This window comes from Desulforhopalus singaporensis, assembly GCF_900104445.1.
GTDB lineage: Bacteria > Desulfobacterota > Desulfobulbia > Desulfobulbales > Desulfocapsaceae > Desulforhopalus_A > Desulforhopalus_A singaporensis.
Genome location: NZ_FNJI01000005.1, coordinates 1 through 19,349, shown reverse-complemented (window position 1 = coordinate 19,349; position 19,349 = coordinate 1). Strand labels below are relative to the sequence as shown.

Below are 19,349 nucleotides of genomic sequence, written 5' to 3'. Positions count from 1 at the left end.
AGGCGCAAATGAAGTCTCTGGAAAATTTCAGTTTTAAAATTGCCGAGAAAACCTGGGAGATAGAAGCCGTACACGCCCTGAACTACAAAACATTCGTGGAGGAGATCCCCCAGCATGAGCCCAATGACGAGAAAAAACTGATTGACAAATTCCATCACGAAAACATCTACATCATCTGTGTCAACGAACAACAGAAAATAGTCGCCGGCATGATCGCCTTCCGTGATAAACGGCCATTTTCACTGGACCAGAAGCTGGAGTCCCTTGACGACTATCTCCCGAAAGGACACTCCATCTGCGAGATCAGGCTGCTGGCGGTTGAAGAGCAATATCGTTATAGCCGTGTAACGCAGGGGCTGATTACACATCTGGCCAACCATGCAATCGACTGCGGCCATGACCTCGCGATTATTTCTGGTACAGTACGCCAGACCAAACTGTACAGCCATCTCGGATTCGTGCCGTTCGGACCGGTCGTCGGACATGAATCAGCCCTGTATCAGCCGATGTATCTGACCCTTGAGAAATTTATCGAGTTGACAAAACGTTCCCGGTCCTTTGGTCAAAAGCCTTTTGACCTCTCTGGCGACAACGCCGTGCTTTTCAACTTCCTGCCCGGCCCCGTTGGCGTCAACAAGGAGGTGGCTTCGATGGTAAAAAGACAGCCCTGTTCCCATCGAAGCGAAGAGTTCATGAGGGATTTCCAGAAACTGCGCGGCAAACTCTGCGAACTCGTCAATAGCTCGAATGTGGAAGTTCTCATGGGACCGGGGACGATGGCCAACGATGCGGTAGCCGCACAACTCAGCCTGCTCCACCAGCCGGGGTTGATGCTTGTGAACGGCGAATTCGGCCGTCGCCTGCTCCATTGCGCAAATGGCGCAGGACTTGATTTCCAAGTGGTCGAGGCTGCTGAAGGAAGTCCCATTGAGCGGGACGATCTTGACAAGGCATTACGGGAACATCCCGGTGTCGGCTGGATCTGGGGCACCCATTGCGAGACCTCAACCGGCGTCCTCAACGACCTTGACATGTACAGGGAGTTCTGCGCAGAACACGACCTGAAGCTATGTATTGACTGTATCAGTTCCATCGGCACGGTCCCGGTCGATCTGAACGGGATCTATCTGGCCTCGGGAACCAGCGGCAAAGGGCTGGCGTCTCTTTCAGGGTTGTGCATGGTGTTCCACGACAATGACCTCGCTGCTGCCCCCCGCCATATTCCCTGTGTCCTTGACCTTGGAATTTATCAACAGAAAAATGGCGTACCCTACACCATCCAGACCAACCTGGTCTATGCACTGCTGGCGGCGGTACAATCACAGGACTGGATGAAACGGTTTTCCGAGATTGAAAATTGGTCCAGATCGATCCGGTGTCAACTCAATCAGATCGGCGCTCCTGTTCTTGCATCGGAATCCTGTGCCATGCCGTCCGTCGTGACAATCAACCTTCCGGCAAACTGTTCATCCCTTGAAATCGGTGACCGGTTGAAAGAGCGCGGTATCCTTGTCAGTTATCACAGCGGCTACCTTCTTGAGCGAAACTGGATTCAGCTTTGCCGCATGGGAGCAGAGGATAGCCCGTCGGAAAAAGTTCTCAAGATTCTGGAACAAGAGCTTGTTCGGTGACTGCAACCCCTGAGAACGGGGAGAGGTGATATTTACAATAAAACTTCTTATTTTCCCGATCAATCAGGGCGTAACCGAAGTTGAGTGATCGTATCCGGGTCTGTGAGCTTTTAAAGACCAGGGGATAAAGAGCGGGATTCTAGGGGATAGACAGAGAAAAAGGTTGGTGCTGTATTACAGACAAACCGGATGCGACAGCGGAAACGGTTGGCGCCGCATCCGGTTTTTTTTACTTCAAACTCAGGTCGTAAGAGTCGGATAGACAGGTTCGGCTTTGCCGATCATTGCCGGCATCGGCTTTCCCAACTGCTGTTCAAGCCACTTGCTCGCCTTGAGCAGCCCGGCCAGGTCGATACCGGTCTCGACTCCCATCCCGTTGAACATATGCACCAGATCCTCGGTGGCAATATTGCCAAGGGCGTTGGGAGAAAACGGACAGCCGCCAATACCACCCAGAGAGGCGTCAAAGAGACGAATTCCGGCCCGGTATGCGGCATAGGCATTGGCATACCCTGTGTTCCTGGTATTATGCAGATGGACCCCTACCCTGAGCCCGGGACGCATCTTGACAAGTACATCTCTGACTTCACCACAAAGGGTTTCAACCTGATCCGGCATCGCCATTCCGGTGGTATCGGCGAGCATCACCTCATCTGCGCCAAGCTCCACCAGCCGGCTGGCAATCCTGATCACCTGGGCAGGAGGCACATGCCCTTCGTAAGGACAGCCAAACGATGCACCGATAATGACGCCGAAGGCAACCCCGGCTTCTTTCGAGATCCCGGCCACTTGCTCAAATCCCTTCAGGGAATCCTCGACGGAACATTTGAAGTTTTTGCCGTTGAGGGTTTCACTGGCGACAATGACCAGCCGCACGTGGTTGAGACCGGCCGTAACGGCCAGCTCAAAGCCTTTGAGGTTGGGCACCAGCGCGGTATAATGCTGCTGGGTGCCACTGAAATCAAGGTGGCGGCATATGTCGGCGAGGTTGGCCATGGTCGGCACGAATTTAGGATGCACGAAAGATCCAACCTCGATGGATCGAACCCCGGCCTGTTCCAGCAGACGAATAAGCTCCAGTCTCGTCTCCGGGGGCAGCACTTTGCACTCGTTCTGCAGCCCGTCCCGCGGCGAGACGTCAACAATTTCCACTCGTTTACTCATGTTATTCCTATCCTTTTTACCCCTTGTTACAGGCGATCAGATCACGCCCCCGGACTGCAGTTCCTCCAGCTGTGCGGCGTCGATATTGAGGATATCACCGTACACCTGCCGGTTATGCTCACCGAGCTCCGGACCGGTCCACGCCACCCCGCCCGGGGTTTCGCTCAGGTATGGGAAAACATTCTGCATCTTGATATTGCCCATGGCCTTGTCCGCGACCTCAATGATGGTATTTCGCGCCTTGAAGTGCGGGTCGGCCAGCATTTCGCGCGGGGTATAGATAAGCCCGGCCGGCACACCGTGCTCGTCCATCATCTTCTGCAGTTCATCGGTGGTGAATTTCACTGTCCACTGGGCGATGAGTTCATCCAGTTCTTCCTGCCGCTCTCCTCTTGCATTATGGGTTGCATACCGTGGATCTTCCGCCAGTTCGGGACGCTCCATGGCTTTGCAAAGCCTGCCAAAGATATTGTCGGCATTGGCGGCGATCAGGAAAAAGCTGCCGGTGGAACTCGGATAGATATTGGACGGAGCCACATTGGGCAGAATCGAGCCGGTTCGCTCGCGTATTTCACCGGCAAACTGATACTCGGGGATCAGGCTCTCCATAAGCGACAGCACCGCCTCATAGATGCTGATATCGACCACCTGTCCCTTGCCGGTCTTGGATCGTTCATGCAGAGCCACCAGGCCGCCGATAGCGCCAAATACCGAAGTCAGCGAGTCGCCGATACTGATGCCGATACGCGTCGGCGGACGATCCGGATAACCTGTTATATAGCGGATACCGCCCATGGCTTCGCCGATGCTGCCAAAGCCGGGTTTGTCCTTGTATGGCCCGGTCTGGCCGTAGCCGCTGACCCGGATCATGATCAGCCCGGGATTGGTCGCCTTGAGGGTTTCATAGTCCATGCCCCACTTCTCCAGCATCCCCGCACGGAAATTTTCCAAGAGAAAATCGGCGCTGTCGATCAACTCTTTTGCCATCTGCCGACCCTTCTCTGATTTCAGGTTCAGGGTTACCGACTTCTTGTTACGTGCAAGTACAGGCCACCAGAGACTTTTCCCATTGTGACGATGGCGTCCCCACTGACGCATGGGGTCTCCCTTTCCGGGAGGCTCGATCTTTATAACCTCTGCGCCAAAATCTGCCAGAAGCTGTCCGCAAAACGGACCAGCGATAAAGGCACCCATCTCGACAACACGTAATCCCTCAAGTGGTCTTTTCTTATCAGCCATGAAAACATCCTCCTTTTATCGGTAGGTTACACCCATAATCGGGCATAACATCGGTGACCGCGACCGGCGGCTCTTTAACAGACAATCTCCCGGGTTAACTCCTCCCTTGTTACCATCCATGCACTTCCAGTGGGTTGCTGTCACCCGACTGTGCTAGATGACCATAAGGTCCTTCAGTTCCGCAATGGCCTCATCAAGACCAACCAATTCATTGAATTCGCTAAAAGATATCATCTGATCCATCAATTCTTCGGTCGAGCCATTATCTTTTAGATGCTTCATCAACTTCATCATCGACTGGGCCATGATAAAAATCGAAGCGGTGGGATAAATCACCAGATTGTAGCCTATCTCCTGTAATTTGCTGTTGGGCAGCAGCGGCGTCCTTCCGCCCTCAACCATATTGGCAAGGGTCGGTTTGGTCAGCACCTCGTTGATCTGGACCATCTCCTCGACACTTTCCGGAGATTCAACAAAGAGAACATCGGCACCGGCATCCTCATAGGCCCTGGCGCGGTCCAGCGCCTCCTGGATACCATAATTGGTCCTGGCATCGGTCCGGGCGACAATCAAGAGATCGGGATCTTCCCTGGTGGCCACCGCTGCCTTGATCTTGGCAACCATCTCCTTGGCAGGGACAACCTCCCGGCCAAGCATATGGCCGCACCTCTTGGGAAGCACCTGGTCCTCAAGTTGAATGGCCGCCACATTGGCCGCCTCATATTCACGAATGGTCCTGATAACATTGATGACGTTGCCAAAACCGGTATCGGCGTCGGCGATAACAGGCAGATCGACGACCCCTGCAATGTTGCGCGCCCTGGTTACCATCTCTGTCATCGACATAAGGCCGATATCAGGACGGCCGAGATGGCTGGCAGACTGTCCATAACCGGTCATGTAAACCGCCGGGAATTGGCATTTTTCTATTACCCTGGCGGTGAGTGCATCGTGGGCTCCGGGAGCAACCACCAGCTCTTTACCATTTAAGAGATTCTTCAGTTCCGTTCTTCTTTTCATTCCACATCTCTATAGTTTCTGTCTCGTTTTCCCTGAAGCCGAACGGGCCTTATTCCCATCCATCAAGAGAATTTGCTGACAATATGAAAGTTTTGACAATTGGTTGACAACGCCTCGGGAGCATGAAGAGAAACAGCTGCACAACCAGCCGGTGCACCGGTTTCTCCGCCTCTCTCCTTGACTTTTGTATACAATATACGTAAATCAAAAGTCAAGGATATTTTACCATACGGTTCCCCAACTACACCATCCAGCGCAATAAAACAGGAATGGATAACCGCCTCCGGCCTGTCACCCGGCAGGAGACATCCCATCCCGGAAGGACCGGTTCATAAAAGTAAGAGTCACAGACGAATACGGATCGGTTTATTGGGCGATTTTTCGAGGCTTGAAATTGAGTAACAGACAGCTGGCGATAATGACTGTACCACCAAGAGAATCGAGCAGGGTAACCGGTTCGGAAAAGATCCACAGGCCGAGAATCCCACCGAAAATGAGTTCGGACATGCCGATCACCCCGACTTTTGTCGACGGCAGATATTCAAGGGCCTTAATAGCGGCGAGCTGGCCGGAGGCGCCTATAAGAGAGATCCCCAAAAGAAACCCCATACCTCTCAGAGAGATTTCAAGCGATGAGTCCTGCAGAAGAACAGGGAGGCCGCCAATAACCATCCCGGCAAGACAGAAATAGAAAAACGGGGTAAAGGGGCTGTTTGTACCGCTTACGCGCCTGATCAGGGTTATGCTGAGCCCGTAGGAAAAAGCGGCGGACAGCGCCAGGAGGTGGCCAACCTGCAAGGAAAAGTTGACATCTCCTGCCCAGAGGATGCACAAGGTTCCGCAAAATGCTGCGGTGATCAGCAGCCAATCCCTGAGTTCCGTACGATCCTCGGTGAGGATCGGCGAGAGTATTGCCGCAAAAACCGGATAAAGATATATCAGGCAGAGAGCCTCGAAAAGAGGCAGCAGCAGGATGGCGCCCATGATGCAGATTATGCCGCCTCCTCCTGTAATCCCCACCAGGAGCATGGTCCGCCTGTCTTGACCCAGCAGCCAGCTGTTTATGCCCCTGGTTATGAGGATCATCAGCAGGGCACCCAGGAGGCAGCGGCCAAACATAATCTGCCACACACTCAGATACGGTGAGGCGAAGCGAAGCACCACATTCAACAGTGCGAACAACCCTGCTGAGAGAAAAGCAAAAAATATTCCGATATACCCGCCAACGGCTTTCGCCGCTACCGCCTTTGACATCTTCTTGCCCCCTTTTAATCTCTACTGTTTCGATGTTTTCCGGTTCATCTGCCTTGAAAAATGGAACATTTCCAGCAAGACATGTTGCCGCGGGGAAAATTACTTCTCTTTCTGCACCACTGCTGTGCGGCTACGTTGTAACGCCCGGCCACCTCGAACATACTCCCCTATTAGGACCGGAGTCGGCGACCGGCATCGTCTGCCGGTACGGTTCTCGGGAATTGCCCGCAGCTGACTAGAAACCTGTGATCATGATCCGCCTTCCCGGCAACAGGCTATTTTGCCCCTATCCTGGCACGGACCTGCACCAGTTCCCCGACAATACTCAGGGCGATTTCGTTGGGGGTATCGGCACCGATACAAAGACCGATGGGACTGTATACACGTTTCAGGTCGGTTTCGGAAAAACCTTCCTGGCGCAGGGTATCGTAGATAACGTTGCGTTTTCTCCTGCTGCCGATCATGCCAATATAGCCGGCATCGGTTCGCAGCGCCTGGGCAAGCACGTCCTTGTCATGGAGATGCCCGCGGGTGACGATCACCACATAGTCATCTCCGGACATCTGGCCGAGGCAGGAGTCAAAGGAGTCCACCACCCTGATCTCACGCGCCTCTGGGTACCTGTCTTTATTGGCAAATTCCGTTCGATCATCAATCACGACCACCTCGAACCCGGCAAAGGCGGCCAGCTTTGCCGTAGCATGGGCCACATGTCCTGCTCCCACCATATGTACCACCCCCGGGCTGGCGAGGGGTTCGACAAAAATTTCCGCATCACCGACCCTGGTAAGAAACGGAACCCGGCCTGCCCTTTTCACCAGGGACTCATAAAAACCCGGGCCAAACTGTTGGACACTCTCACGGTCTCCCAGCATCATTTTGACGGTGTTATCGTCATCCAGTCCTCCGGGCAGCACGGTGAGCAGCATCGGTCTGCCCCCATCTCGGCAGAGCGTTTGCAATCGCTTGAAAAAATCGAGCTTGCCGCCATCGATTTTCTGCAGCAATATCGAGACAGCGCCGCCGCAGACCATGCCCTCGCTGGCCAGCGCACTTGCGCTCATGGAAAACTCAACCACCTTGTGGTCCACTGCCCCCGCGAACATTTCCCCGGCCGCCTCAAGGCACTTGGCCTCCACGGCACCACCACCCACCGTCCCGCAGATGGTACCGTCACGGCGAACCAGCATTCGCGCCCCGGAAGTTCTTGGCGCCGATCCGCTGCTGCGGACAATCCCGCCAAGAATCACCAACTCTCCACTTTCCAACGTCTCTATAAGTGTATCCAATAAATGGTGCATCACTTTCTCCTTGATTCACTGCGACCCCGTTTTCCCTGCCGGTCCAGGTATTGACTTCTTCCGGTTCCACGTCGACTCCCCGGTCCCGGCCCCTTGGTCTTGCAGAGGTCGCGCATACAACTCACCTGCAAAACGCCACCAGACGCCCCTTCGACATGCCCAGTAGCGGTGTACACCTATACACTGCTTGGTCGCGGCAAGGATCAATCGACTGGACTCTATATTAAGAGTTGTGCCCCCTGTGGCGCAACTCTAAAAGCAGCCTGGCCACCAAATAGGGATAATATTCTGAAACCACCGATATTTTCATCTAAAGGAGTCGATGCCAGCAGTAAACGTGGTGGCCTCGCATCAAAATTTGATGGAACTGTTGACCACTTTTCGCTGATATTTCTGTTTTTCTTTTTTTCTGCTTCGTGGTTGTTCTGGACATAATTAGTCACAGATGGCATTCTTGTTCTAACAATTATTTGCCATCATAATTTCATGATCAATAGGAGCTGACACCTTGCCAATTCCTGGAAACCTCTTGACTACAGCCATGGCGGTCATGCCGCAGACCAGTGTAGAGCAAGCTCTTGCAGCTGCACTGTCTTTAGATGTTCCGTTCTGGCCGCAACTGCCCAACTACAGCTATTACGAGGATATGTATGTCCAGGCGGCGGAACATTTTCCCGGGATTGTTCTTGATCTGCACCAAAAGAGTCTGCGTTTTTCCATGGACAAGTTCATTGAGGAGTTCGAGCAGACAATGAGTCATCTTGAAGACCCTTCCTACTTTGACGTCAGCGAACAATATTCCGTTGTCTATCACGACTTTCTCTCACTTGATCTCAGCGACAGGCCTGCAATCCGAGGCCAACTCGAGGGACCGGTGAGCTTCGGCTTCAATATCCATGACCAGGATGACCGGCCCATTCTTTTTGAAGACACCATCCGGCCTTTCATGTTCGAATTCATGGCCAACAGAATCAATGTCCAGCTCGCGAGGCTAAAACAGAAGAACCCAAACGCATTCATTTTCGTTGATGGGCCGGGGTTGCAGTTTATCTTTTCGGCACTTTCAGGCTACAGCGAGCTGCAGGCCAAAAACGACCTGGATGCTTTTTTTGCGACAGTGGACAAACCGCGGGGAATCCATCTATGCGGGAATCCCGACTGGGACTTTCTACTCAACCTCGATCTTGATATCCTGTCGTTGGATATCTATACCAACGCCGAACGATTTTCTTCCTGCAGCGACTCAATCAGGAAATTTCTCGACAGAGGCGGCGTTCTCGTCTGGGGCATCGTCCCGACCGGTTACGAGGTATTTGCGAGAGAAAGTCTTGGCTTTCTGTCAATGAAGCTTGAAACCATCTGGCAATACCTGGGCAGGAAAGGGATAGAAATTGAGCAGATCGTAAAGCAGAGCATGCTTTCTCCGGCCACCTGCTGCCTGATTAATCCCGACAAGAGCAAAACCGTTGAAAACGCTTTTTCAATGACCAGCCAATTATCGGAAATGCTCAGAAAAAAATATCTTCTGAGTTGAGAAAGACCAGCTGCGCGTTCTGCACTCTGCAGGAATCACATGGATACGGATAGAATTGAGTTCACCCTGGAGCCAAGTTGACGCAGCCTGCGACAACCCACCCGCAAGGCTTCTTCCAGAACTTATGCTGGATGACGCACAAGCGTTTGTTCGCCCACGTCACCAGACGTCACACCCTGACACTTATCTGTCGCGTTCACTATTGCTGCAGACGACAACTGTCAACCTCCAGCGAAAGAGCAATCACGACCATCCACCATCAATAGACAACGCCGGTCAGACGCACCCCGACGACATACACCTTCTCATAAATTACGACGATCGTAAAAGCAGCACTTGACATTTTACAAGAAAATAAACACAATTATCTGAACGGTCAGATAGATAACTGCAGCGCCGCCTCGCTGGCGCTGCACGGGAAGACAACTTCAGAGAGGAATTCATGGAATTCAAAAACCGGTGAACGGTTCGCCATTGCTCATGTCATAACCGGATTCTTCAAAACAGACAAAAGGAGATCACAATGGAATACAAAGCTATCAAACTGTTGAAACGCCCGCAGAATGAGATCACAGCCGATATCTTCGAAACGGTCACTCTACAGACCCCGGCGCTAGAAAAAGACCAGTTCCTGGTCAAGCAGACCCACATGTCGCTGGACCCGGCCATGAGGACCTGGATGGACGACAACGATGACAGCTATGTCGAGCCCGTTGCCGTAGGGGACGTCATGCGCTCTTTCGGCGTTGGCGAGATCGTCGAGTCGAAGAATGACAACTACCCAGTTGGCTCCAGGGTGTTGGGAATGACCGGCTGGGCAGAGTATGTCCTGGGAGGTGATGACATGCAGATTGTCCCGCTGGAGTTGCCGGTCGAGGCGCTGCTGTGCGTGATGTATGTACCTGGACTGACAGCATATCTGGGGCTGATGGAAATCGCCCGGCCTAAGGCCGGCGAAACTCTGGTCGTCTCCGGGGCCGCGGGCTCGGTCGGGTCACTGGCTGGCCAGATCGGCAAGGCGGAGGGATTGCGCGTCATCGGTATCGCCGGCAGTGATGAAAAGTGCGAGTGGCTGGAGCAGGAGTTGGGCTTTGACAAGGCCATCAACTACAAAACAGCCGATCTCGAGGCAGAAATTTCAGCAGCAGCGCCGCACGGGGTCGATGTCTACTTCGAGAACACCGGTGGCCCTGTCCAGCAGGTGGTCTTTAACCATATGAACCGCTTCGGACGAATTGCCGTCTGCGGCATGATCTCTGACTACAACAGGGAAGAACCGGCACCGGGGCCGAGCTGGAAACAGATCAACCTGAAGGCGCTGAGAGTTGAGGGATTCGTCATCCTCGACCATTATGACAAGATTCCTCAAATGACCGAGGCCCTCGGCGGATACCTGGCAAAAGGCCAGCTCAAGTATCGCATCCACAAGCTCCACGGGCTTGACAGTGCAATCGACGGTGTCAATCTGCTGTTCAGCGGTAACAATAAGGGGAAACTGGTTGTCGAACTGTAGTTTTTTTTTAAAAGGGTTCACACCCTGTGTCACAATTTTTTTTGCCAGTTATCTACAACTACAACCAAAAAACTGAAGCCGACTCCGAAAATGAGTCCTGCGAGGCTGCCTGCCAAGCGGAGTCCGCTTCAGCTTGAGTTGAATAATCCCTGCATAATCTTTTGCGTTCAACGGCTTGCTTTTTCCTGGTGTCGCCCCTCATCCGGCGATCGTGCGACAATGGTATCTGGCACATTGCAGAGAAAACCGGGACATATGGTGCCGCGCCACCAGCGCCCCATACACGATTCATCGATCACCCACAATCTATTTTCTGCATCTTCACCACCTGAGCCATAAACAGCGCCTGTATTGGCTTTTTGCGGAGAGATCTTTCCGCCCCGGCAGGACATGCAGGAGCACCAGTCCCGTCATGTATTTTTTTTTGTTGACAAGTTCAGGTAACGCCGTTACTGTTACATATATGAATAAAACAATCAGCAGGCAAAAACCATAACTTACAGGGTTCATACAAGAAGCAAATAAAAACAGCACAGGAGGACGAAAATGAACGCTACGGTCAAGGCGCTGGCAGAAATTGGATTTGATGAAGACAACTGGGGTGTTGGCGTATCAGGTGTCGTCAATGATCCTTCACCCTTCCCACGCATTAACCGTCTGCGTAACTGGTACTATGAAAGTGGCTGGACGGTCGACAGCGAGAGAGCGTTGCTGGCAACCGAGGCTTACCAGAAATATAGTGATGAGCCGCAACAGATCAAAGTTGCCTCCACCCTCGCCCACATTCTCCGTAACGTCACCCTGCAGATCGCTGATGGGCAGCTGCTGGTTGGCGACTGTGCCGCTCCGCCGAAATCCTGCCCGATCTACCCCGAGTTTTCCTATCAGTGGATCGTTAATGAGCTCAAGGGAGACGGCCCCCCGGTTCTGCGGGAGCGCCCCAACAACTGCTACACCTACAGTGACAAAGTTCGTGATGACCTGCTGGGCATCGCCGACTACTGGCAAGGTAAAACAGTGTCCGACACCATTCTCAGCCGCATGACCCCGGAAGAGATGAAGGGAGATTTCATGGGCATCATGCTTTACTCCACCAGCCTTTATCACTTTGCCGGCGTTGGTCACCTGGTTGCCGACACCGATCGTCTCTTCAAGCTGGGCTATGCCGGCATCCGCAGCCTGGTTCAGGAAAAGTTGGCGGCCCTGCCGGAGGGGGACGAGCGCAGCATCTTCTACCGTGCCCAGCTGATTGTTCTGGACGCGGCCATGGACTACATCCACCGCTACGCTGAGCTTGCGCGCAGCAAGGCTGTCAACGCTGAAGGAGCTCGGCGCGACGAACTGGTGCAGATGGCCGACAACCTGGACCATATCGCGGAGCAACCGCCACAAACCTTTTGGCAGGCGCTGCAGCTGACGCACCTGGCCTGGAGCCTTATCATCATTGAATCAAACGGTCACTCCGTTTCTTACGGCCGCCTGGATCAAACGCTGCTGCCCTACTTCCAAAACGATATCAAGAACGGCGTTAAAAAAGACTTTATTCAGGAAGTTATCGAGTGTCTGGCGGCCTTGAACACCAACTTCATGAAGCTGCGCGACTGGCTGACCACCCAGGCCAATAGCGGTCGTGCTCTGGGGACCAGCACCGTCACCATTGGTGGTGTTGACGGTGACGGCAATGACGCTACCAACGAACTCTCCGACATGTTCATTGACATGGTTGCCCACACCCGCCTGGGCCACCCCTGGATGGCAGCACGTATCCACAAGAACACTCCGGATCGTTTTGCCCAGAAAATAGCAAAAGCGATGCGCATGGGGACCGGCGAGCCTAAAATTTTCAGTGACGAGGCGTGTATCAAGGCCATGCGGAACAGAGGCGTCAGTCTTGAAGATGCGCGTAATTTCGTCGTCGTCGGCTGCGTCGAGCTGAGTGTCCCCGGTAAAGAATACGGGTGGCACGATTCGGCCTATTTCAGCATCGCCAGGGTTCTCGAACTGGCCATGAACGATGGTTACGCCCTCGGCCACCAGGACAAGGGCCGTCTCGGGCCGGCAACTGGCCGACTTGAGGACTTCGCGTCTTTTGATGAGCTCAAGAAATCCTATGAAGAGCAGATGATATACTGGGTTGACATTCACGCCCGCGGCACAAACATCATGGACGATGTCCATCGCGAGCTCAAGCCCCTGCCCTATCTTTCCCTTTTGATTGATGACTGCATTGCCAAGGGCCAGGATGTCAACACCGGCGCGGCTGTCTATAACTTTACCGGACCGCAGTGCACCGGGGTTGGCTCGACTGCCGATTGCCTCTCGGTCATCAAGCAGCTGGTATTCGAAGAGAAGAGAGTAAGCGCGGCCGAGCTTCAGGCTGCCGTCCAGGCAAACTGGGAAGGGCATGAGTCCCTTTATCACCTGGTCAACAGCGACAAAGTCCACCACTACGGTAATGACGACGACTATGCTGATGAACTGGCCATCTACGCTACCGATATCTACTGTGATGCCGTGGAAGGTATCCCAAATCCCCGCGGGGGAGTTTTCCAGCCCGGGGTTTACACGGTTTCTGCCAACGTCCCGTTCGGCATGGTCCAGGCTGCGTCGGCCGAGGGACGCAAAAACCACGAGCCGTTATCCGACTGCATCGGCCCTGTCCATACGTATGTCGCCTCCCACGACCGCAAGGGCCCGACAGCGGTTATCAAGTCGGCGGGGAAACTGCACCAGGAACGGATGTCTAACGGAACGTTGCTCAATCTGCGCTTCTCCCCGTCCACCCTGTCCGGAGATTCAGGTGTCAACAACCTTGTCTCTCTATATAGATCCTACTTCAAGGCAGGGCAGGAAATGCAGCTGAACGTTATCAGCGGAGCCCTGCTCAAGGATGCATATAAAAATCCGGACAAGTATCGTGGCCTGATGGTCCGTGTTGCGGGGTACAGCGCACACTGGTCCGAACTCAGCGATGAGTTGCGGCGTGATATTATGACCCGTACCGAAATGTCATTCGATTAAGCCATCACACGGCGCCCCCCGCGGGGCGCCGTCCATCCTGGGACCAGTTCTATATGAAGAGGCAATATAACCCCGATGTAGCCGGGACGATATTCAACATTCAAAGATTCAGCGTCCACGACGGTCCAGGAATACGTACCGTCGTTTTCATCAAGGGCTGTACCTTGCGCTGCCTGTGGTGCAGCAACCCTGAAAGCATCGAGTCCCGCCTGCAGCTGGGAGTCTACCCAGATCGTTGCATCGGTATCGACAAGTGCGGCCAGTGCCGACAAGCTGCGCCAGACCAATCAGCACTGATCGTAGAGAATAACCGAATCACAAGAATTGAATCAGAGAACCAGCTGGACTATACGGTCTGTGCTTCTGTCTGCCCGACCAACGCGATCAAGGTCTGGGGGCAAAGGGTCACTGTCGCCGAAGTACTACACGAGGTGCTCAAGGACAAAGACTTCTATCTAGAATCCGGAGGTGGCATAACCCTGTCAGGAGGTGAAGCTCTCATCCAGCCGCAGTTCACCATAGAGCTGTTGAGAGCAGCCAGAGCAGAAGGCATCAACACCTGCATGGAAACAGCGCTGAACTACAGACAGAAAACTCTGGATGAAGCGCTGCCGCTGATTGACCTTCTCTTCTGTGATCTCAAGCATATGGATTGTGAAAAGCATCTCCAGTTCACCGCTGTTTCCAACCAACTCATCCTCGCCAACATCAAACACGTTGTTGCGTCCGGCAAACCGACCATCATCCGTATCCCGGTCGTTCCCGAGCATAACGGCACAGAAGAGAATATTCGCGCCACAGCACGTTTCATCAAAGAAGAGTTGAACGGAAAAATTCTCCAGGTCCAGCTGTTACCATTTCGCAAGCTGGGAGAAGACAAGTACGCTTCACTGGGGAGGGAATACCCCATGGCGACGCTGGTCACCCCGGAACGGGAGGTATGGGAAAAGACTCTTCTTTCTCTTGCTGAAGTCATGAGAGAGTACGGCGTTCCGGCTGTCGCGGGAACAAACCATAAGATTTCTGTCTGATCCCCCTGCTCCCTTTTCAGGGAGGAGCATGTATCAGCCCCAGCAATTCCTGAACCGGACCCGTGACATGGTTCGCACTGCAACAAAAACGCCCCCATAGCTGACTATGGGGGCGCCGGTTCAGGAGGTGATCAAGGCTTTCATCGCCTGCGCTTCAAAGACGTCAGCAACACAATGAGGGGAGAGTTTCTGCTGCCTGCGCCCTCGCCGCAGTTACTGCTGTCCTACCAGGTCTTATTCTTGATCTTTCATCCGGTACTGATCCTTCATGGCGTAGACATAGTTCTTCCAGATCTTTGCAAATTGTTGAGGATTCGCCGCCGGCGCCTTGATCATCTTGAGGGACAGCTCCCGCTGCAACTCGGTATTGCTCGGTTTTGAGTGAATTGTCAGAGCATGCTTTGAAAAATCCCTCACCATGAAGTCAAATATTTCGTTGACCAGATCATCTTCAACACCGAGGATTTCGCAATTTTCCAGGATGAGCTGACCATATGGCACAAGACAGAAAACTTCCCCTACGGCGAGAAGGTAATCAATATCCTTCGCCTGGTCCGCATCCGGAGTAGCCTTCATGAGGAATTCCTTGAAAAGATTTATCTGCTCTTTGAACAGATTGACATTGGGAAGATCGACTCCCTTGTATGCCAGGTTATAATCATGGAACTGTATGCGGCCCAGTCCTTTGGTGGGGCCTTGATCAAACAGGAAGTCGTCATTGACAGCATCCGTTCGCTGGACCACCTTCGGGAACTCCTTCGGGTTGAACAGATAGTTCTTCATGAACTTGACGATCAGGGCAATGTTGACATGAACGGTCCCTTCCAACTTTGGAAGTCCCCGTATTTCTATCCCGGCCATTTCGAAAAAGGTGTCTTTTTCAAATCCCTTGGCGGCGATAACATCCCATAAAAGATTGATCACCTCTTCACCCTGCGTCGTCACCTTCATTTTAACCATTGGATTGTAAAGCAGGTAACGACGATCTTCAGGCCCCGCACTCCGCATGTAATCGGTGGCCCGATCAGAAAAAAGCTTCATGGCGACGAGCCTGCAGTAGGCATCGGTAAACAGTCGTTTGACATGAGGAAAATCGGTGACGAACATGCCGTAGACGTTTCTGTTGGCGGCGTGATCAATGGCTTCATAGAAAGCGTGGGTACAGAGGCCGATACCGCCGAACCCGAGATTGAACTTGCAGACATTGATGGTATTGAGCATGTTGTCCCAGGCCTTGGGACCTGTTTCCATGATATCTGCTTCAGTGATGGGGTAGTCATGCAGTACATATTCGGCGACATAGTTCTGCTGGTTAACGACATTTTTCACGCACTCGTACTTTTCATGCTTGGAGTCAACCCCGAAAAAGACATATTCACCGCTATCGGCCATCTTACCGAAAGTGGACACGATAGCCGCCTCGTTGCCATTGCCGATATAGTATTTATCGCCCCTTGCCACATAGGAGCCATCAGGCTGGGGATGGAGCATCATGTCGCTCGAGTAGATGTCGGCCCCATGCTCCTTTTCCGATAACCCGAAGGCGAAAACTTCGCCTTCCTGAAGAAGTTTGGCGGTTTTGTGCTTGATCTCTTCATTGCATCCCATCCAGACAGGAGCGAGCCCCAGCATGGTGACCTGAAACGTATACCAATAGGTGAACCCGTAGAAGCCCATGAGCTCGGCAAATGCAACATTCCGGTAAGTATCCCAGCGTGAATCTTCCGCACCATACCCGGACGGTGTCATCAGGGTCGCCAGGACGTTATGTTCCTTCATGAAGTCTACAAACTCGTAGTTCCACACCCGGTTGTGGTAGTCTTCCTTGATACTTTTCAATCCTTTTTGCTCAAAATAGTCGATGACCTTCCGCATCATTGCCTGCGTCTTTTCATCCAGCCCTTTGCCTTCATACTTATGGGGATTCAGTAAGTTCATGATTTTATTCCTTGCAATTTTTGTTGATTGACCCGTATAAACAGGACGTTGTAAAATTTTCAAGCCGTCGGGCCCGCTCCTCTGACAGAACCAGTTACACCACACTCCTGCCGGCACCAAACCCGGAATGGATCGCGTCAAAAACAAGTCCTATCCTTTCCGCATCACCAATCACCCGGCAAGATATCCCAATTTTTTCCAGCTGTTTTTGTAGTGGATTGTAAGCACGGGATCCGGCAGCCAAAACGACAGTGTCACATGGCAGTTTCACGATTTTTCCGGCACGCTCCACCATCACCCCCCCGGGGGTAATTTCCATCGCCCTGGTTTCCTGTTGCACAGATACCCCCACTCGGGAGATATCCTGCAGCATCGCCCATCGAGTGGTAAGACCGATGTCCTTACCGATCTTATCAATCATCTCGATCAGAAAAACCTCCTTACTCCCTCTGGTGGCAAGCCGGTACAGTTCCTCAGGCGTCGCAGCCTGATTGACCAACAGGAACTTGAGGGCCTCGGCGGACATTGTTCCACTCTCGGCCAACATCAGTGCAGTCTCCACCCCGACAGCTCCGCCGCCGATCACCACAATCCTCCGTCCGGGGGATACTCTGCCCTGCAACACGTCCCAGGCCTGAACGACATGCGGCAGTTCCACGCCAGGGATCGGCGGTGTCAGCGGTACACCTCCGGTTGCCAGGATGACAGCCTCCGGAGCTTCTTTTTCAACCAGCGCAACATCAACCGCCGTATTGAAAATCACTTGAACGCGGCTTCCGGCAACTTGGTTAGCAAGGTCTGCCGCCAGCGTCAGAAATTCTTCTCTTCCTGGAGGAGCACCTGCTAAAAAGAGCTGGCCGCCAAGCCGGCCACTTTTTTCGTAAAGCTTGACCTCATGCCCCGTCTCTGCAGCCGAAAGTGCCGCGCTGATGCCTGCGGCGCCACCGCCAACTACCATAACCCGTCGAGGTCGGCTGCTTGTTGTTACCCGCGCAGATCGCTCATGTCCGGCTTTTGGGTTGCACAGACACTCGATCGGCTTTGCCTTGAAAATATGATCAAAACATCCCTGCCCGCAGGCCACGCAATGCAGAATCTCTTTTTCGCGACCGCTTTGAGCCTTGTTTGGCAGTTGGGGATCCGCAATGAGTGCACGCCCCATGGCGACCATGTCACATTTACCATCGGCAATCAGTTCTCGAGCAGTGACAGGGTCGTTGATCCTGTGGCCAGCTATAACCGGCACCCCGACCACCTGCTTGATCCCCTCTGCCAGGTAAGAAAATACCCCGCGTGGTACCGAACCAATAATCTGCGGGACACGGGCCTCATGCCATCCAACGTTTACATTCACACCATCTATGCCCGCTTCCTCCAAAGTCCTTGCGAACATCTGCAACTCTTGAGGACTATTGCCGCCCGGCATGAAATCATTGCCGTTGACCCTTGCCAGCAGGGTGAAGTCATCACCCACCGTTTTGCGAATCGCCGAGATCACCTCCACCCCGAAGCGCATTCGATTTTCAAGGGTGCCGCCATAACCGTCGTTGCGTTTATTTGTCAGCGGAGACAGGAATTCGCTTATCAGATAACCTGTACCGCAGAGCACTTCCACTCCGTCGAAACCAGCAGCCTGTACCCGGGCTGCCGCATCTGCAAAAGATTGAACCACCGCACCGATCTCTTCAGAATCCAGCTCCCTCGGCGTTTCTTTGGTCAATCGCGAAGGGATGGCGGAAGGTGCAACAGGCTGGAGTCCGTTGATCGAACGTGACGGGACATATCTTCCCGGATGATTAATCTGAACAAGTGCCCTGGCTCCCAGATCTTTGATGGTGCCGGCAAGGCGGCCAAGACCAGGAATAAATTCGTCCTTGTGCGCTCCGAGACACTGGCCGGACCCGCAAAGCTCATCAACCGTTGCATAACCAACCGTAATCATGCCGACTCCGCCCCGTGCCCTCTCGGCATAAAACTGGATCAGCTTGTCGGTCACCATGAAATCCTGGCACATATTGGTGTGCATTGCCGGCATCGAGATTCTGTTCTTGACTGCAAGGTTACCAATTGTAATTGGCTGAAACAGTAAATCGTCCATATTGCCTCCGTCTTTTACTTTCACGCTCAACAGCAATCCGAGTTTTCTTTAACCAAAAACACCGCACAAAACCTTCTTATCGACGTTATCCCGAACCTATCCTCGCCATTTTTTTTTGTTGGACAAATTTACCCGGTTCTGCTCTTGACAGGTTGTTCTCCATGTGACAATATTCATCTTACGTCAACGTAAACGATAAGGCAAGGATTATCTTTACCCGCTTCACCAAATTGATCTTCAGAGCTTGCTGTTGCGGCGAGTCGGTAAATCCCGGCTCCGACAGGTTGGGATTTACCTGGATGACAAATCTTTTGTCATAGTATCAACCGCACGAAAAAAAACGGGACATCCACATTACCAACAGTAAAACAATCCCCCCTGGCATAACATTTTCCGCATGTGAGGAATCCCCCTGTCCTATGCCGCAATTTTGCAGTCTTGTCGGGTCATCGAACAGCTATCGGAGTACACTGCGTTTTCACCGCCTCCAGATTTTCCGCAGGACGCACCTCCGGCTTGACCAGAAACCTTGCCAATGCCGGCAGAACCAGAAGGGCGCCGACCATGTTCCAGACAAACATAAAGGTCAGCAGGATCCCCATATC

Annotated in this window: 14 protein-coding genes; 5 read left to right on the top strand and 9 right to left on the bottom strand. The window is 53.0% G+C overall.

What is annotated here, in order from left to right; all coding sequences use genetic code 11:
- Positions 1 to 8: 8 nt before the first annotated feature.
- Entirely contained in the window at positions 9 to 1,631 is a 1,623-nt protein-coding gene (locus BLQ17_RS04210) for an aminotransferase class V-fold PLP-dependent enzyme (RefSeq protein WP_092220122.1), read from the top strand.
- Between the two features lie 240 nt (positions 1,632 to 1,871).
- Here BLQ17_RS04210 and BLQ17_RS04205 read toward each other — a convergent pair whose 3' ends face one another.
- The 6 genes from BLQ17_RS04205 to BLQ17_RS22155 form a co-directional block, all read right to left on the bottom strand.
- Positions 1,872 to 2,795, bottom strand: a complete 924-nt coding sequence (locus tag BLQ17_RS04205; protein WP_092220120.1) for a hydroxymethylglutaryl-CoA lyase — start codon at positions 2,793 to 2,795, stop codon at positions 1,872 to 1,874.
- A gap of 36 nt (positions 2,796 to 2,831) precedes the next feature.
- Entirely contained in the window at positions 2,832 to 4,034 is a 1,203-nt protein-coding gene (locus BLQ17_RS04200) for a CaiB/BaiF CoA transferase family protein (RefSeq protein WP_092220118.1), read from the bottom strand.
- Between the two features lie 153 nt (positions 4,035 to 4,187).
- Positions 4,188 to 5,054, bottom strand: coding sequence for an isocitrate lyase/PEP mutase family protein (locus BLQ17_RS04195; protein ID WP_092220116.1), 867 nt, complete (start codon positions 5,052 to 5,054; stop codon positions 4,188 to 4,190).
- 366 nt (positions 5,055 to 5,420) lie between these two features.
- The gene (locus BLQ17_RS04190; RefSeq protein WP_092220114.1) at positions 5,421 to 6,308 is read right to left on the bottom strand and encodes a DMT family transporter; all 888 of its coding nucleotides are present in this window, start codon (positions 6,306 to 6,308) and stop codon (positions 5,421 to 5,423) included.
- A gap of 275 nt (positions 6,309 to 6,583) precedes the next feature.
- The gene (locus tag BLQ17_RS04185; protein WP_092220112.1) at positions 6,584 to 7,609 is read right to left on the bottom strand and encodes an XdhC family aldehyde oxidoreductase maturation factor; all 1,026 of its coding nucleotides are present in this window, start codon (positions 7,607 to 7,609) and stop codon (positions 6,584 to 6,586) included.
- A 218-nt stretch (positions 7,610 to 7,827) separates the two neighbouring features.
- Positions 7,828 to 8,052 (bottom strand): hypothetical protein, encoded by a 225-nt coding sequence (locus tag BLQ17_RS22155; protein ID WP_143005431.1) that lies wholly within the window; start codon positions 8,050 to 8,052, stop codon positions 7,828 to 7,830.
- Positions 8,053 to 8,117: 65 nt separating this feature from the next.
- Between BLQ17_RS22155 and BLQ17_RS04180 the strand changes: the two genes are divergently transcribed.
- Positions 8,118 to 9,143, top strand: a complete 1,026-nt coding sequence (locus BLQ17_RS04180; RefSeq protein ID WP_092220110.1) for a uroporphyrinogen decarboxylase/cobalamine-independent methonine synthase family protein — start codon at positions 8,118 to 8,120, stop codon at positions 9,141 to 9,143.
- 523 nt (positions 9,144 to 9,666) lie between these two features.
- Positions 9,667 to 10,656, top strand: a complete 990-nt coding sequence (locus tag BLQ17_RS04175) for an NADP-dependent oxidoreductase (RefSeq protein WP_092220108.1) — start codon at positions 9,667 to 9,669, stop codon at positions 10,654 to 10,656.
- Positions 10,657 to 10,823: 167 nt separating this feature from the next.
- On the opposite strand, the gene BLQ17_RS04170 is transcribed toward BLQ17_RS04175, so the two are convergent.
- Complete coding sequence (locus tag BLQ17_RS04170; RefSeq protein WP_092220107.1) at positions 10,824 to 11,048, bottom strand: hypothetical protein; 225 nt, start codon at positions 11,046 to 11,048, stop codon at positions 10,824 to 10,826.
- Positions 11,049 to 11,202: 154 nt separating this feature from the next.
- Between BLQ17_RS04170 and BLQ17_RS04165 the strand changes: the two genes are divergently transcribed.
- Together BLQ17_RS04165 and BLQ17_RS04160 are read left to right on the top strand one after the other, a co-directional pair.
- The gene (locus BLQ17_RS04165) at positions 11,203 to 13,677 is read left to right on the top strand and encodes a glycyl radical protein (protein WP_092220106.1); all 2,475 of its coding nucleotides are present in this window, start codon (positions 11,203 to 11,205) and stop codon (positions 13,675 to 13,677) included.
- Between the two features lie 53 nt (positions 13,678 to 13,730).
- On the top strand, positions 13,731 to 14,708 hold the full coding sequence (locus tag BLQ17_RS04160; protein ID WP_092220104.1) for a glycyl-radical enzyme activating protein: 978 nt from the start codon (positions 13,731 to 13,733) through the stop codon (positions 14,706 to 14,708).
- A gap of 234 nt (positions 14,709 to 14,942) precedes the next feature.
- Here the strand turns inward: BLQ17_RS04160 and BLQ17_RS04155 are convergent, their stop codons facing one another.
- Entirely contained in the window at positions 14,943 to 16,646 is a 1,704-nt protein-coding gene (locus BLQ17_RS04155; RefSeq protein WP_092220102.1) for an acyl-CoA dehydrogenase family protein, read from the bottom strand.
- Positions 16,647 to 16,740: 94 nt separating this feature from the next.
- A complete protein-coding gene (locus BLQ17_RS04150; protein ID WP_092220100.1) occupies positions 16,741 to 18,744 on the bottom strand; it encodes an oxidoreductase in 2,004 nt (667 codons plus the stop codon).
- Between the last annotated feature and the right edge of the window lie 605 nt (positions 18,745 to 19,349).

Bases quoted from the DNA above. Each gene is read 5' to 3' on its own strand.
- BLQ17_RS04190 (WP_092220114.1), bottom strand. From the start codon at position 6,308: ATGTCAAAGGCGGTAGCGGCGAAAGCCGTTGGCGGGTATATCGGAATA.
- BLQ17_RS04185 (WP_092220112.1), bottom strand. From the start codon at position 7,609: ATGCACCATTTATTGGATACACTTATAGAGACGTTGGAAAGTGGAGAG.
- BLQ17_RS04195 (WP_092220116.1), bottom strand. From the start codon at position 5,054: ATGAAAAGAAGAACGGAACTGAAGAATCTCTTAAATGGTAAAGAGCTG.
- BLQ17_RS04210 (WP_092220122.1), top strand. From the start codon at position 9: ATGAAGTCTCTGGAAAATTTCAGTTTTAAAATTGCCGAGAAAACCTGG.
- BLQ17_RS04165 (WP_092220106.1), top strand. From the start codon at position 11,203: ATGAACGCTACGGTCAAGGCGCTGGCAGAAATTGGATTTGATGAAGAC.
- BLQ17_RS04175 (WP_092220108.1), top strand. From the start codon at position 9,667: ATGGAATACAAAGCTATCAAACTGTTGAAACGCCCGCAGAATGAGATC.
- BLQ17_RS04170 (WP_092220107.1), bottom strand. From the start codon at position 11,048: ATGTCCTGCCGGGGCGGAAAGATCTCTCCGCAAAAAGCCAATACAGGC.
- BLQ17_RS04205 (WP_092220120.1), bottom strand. From the start codon at position 2,795: ATGAGTAAACGAGTGGAAATTGTTGACGTCTCGCCGCGGGACGGGCTG.
- BLQ17_RS04200 (WP_092220118.1), bottom strand. From the start codon at position 4,034: ATGGCTGATAAGAAAAGACCACTTGAGGGATTACGTGTTGTCGAGATG.
- BLQ17_RS04150 (WP_092220100.1), bottom strand. From the start codon at position 18,744: ATGGACGATTTACTGTTTCAGCCAATTACAATTGGTAACCTTGCAGTC.
- BLQ17_RS04160 (WP_092220104.1), top strand. From the start codon at position 13,731: ATGAAGAGGCAATATAACCCCGATGTAGCCGGGACGATATTCAACATT.
- BLQ17_RS04155 (WP_092220102.1), bottom strand. From the start codon at position 16,646: ATGAACTTACTGAATCCCCATAAGTATGAAGGCAAAGGGCTGGATGAA.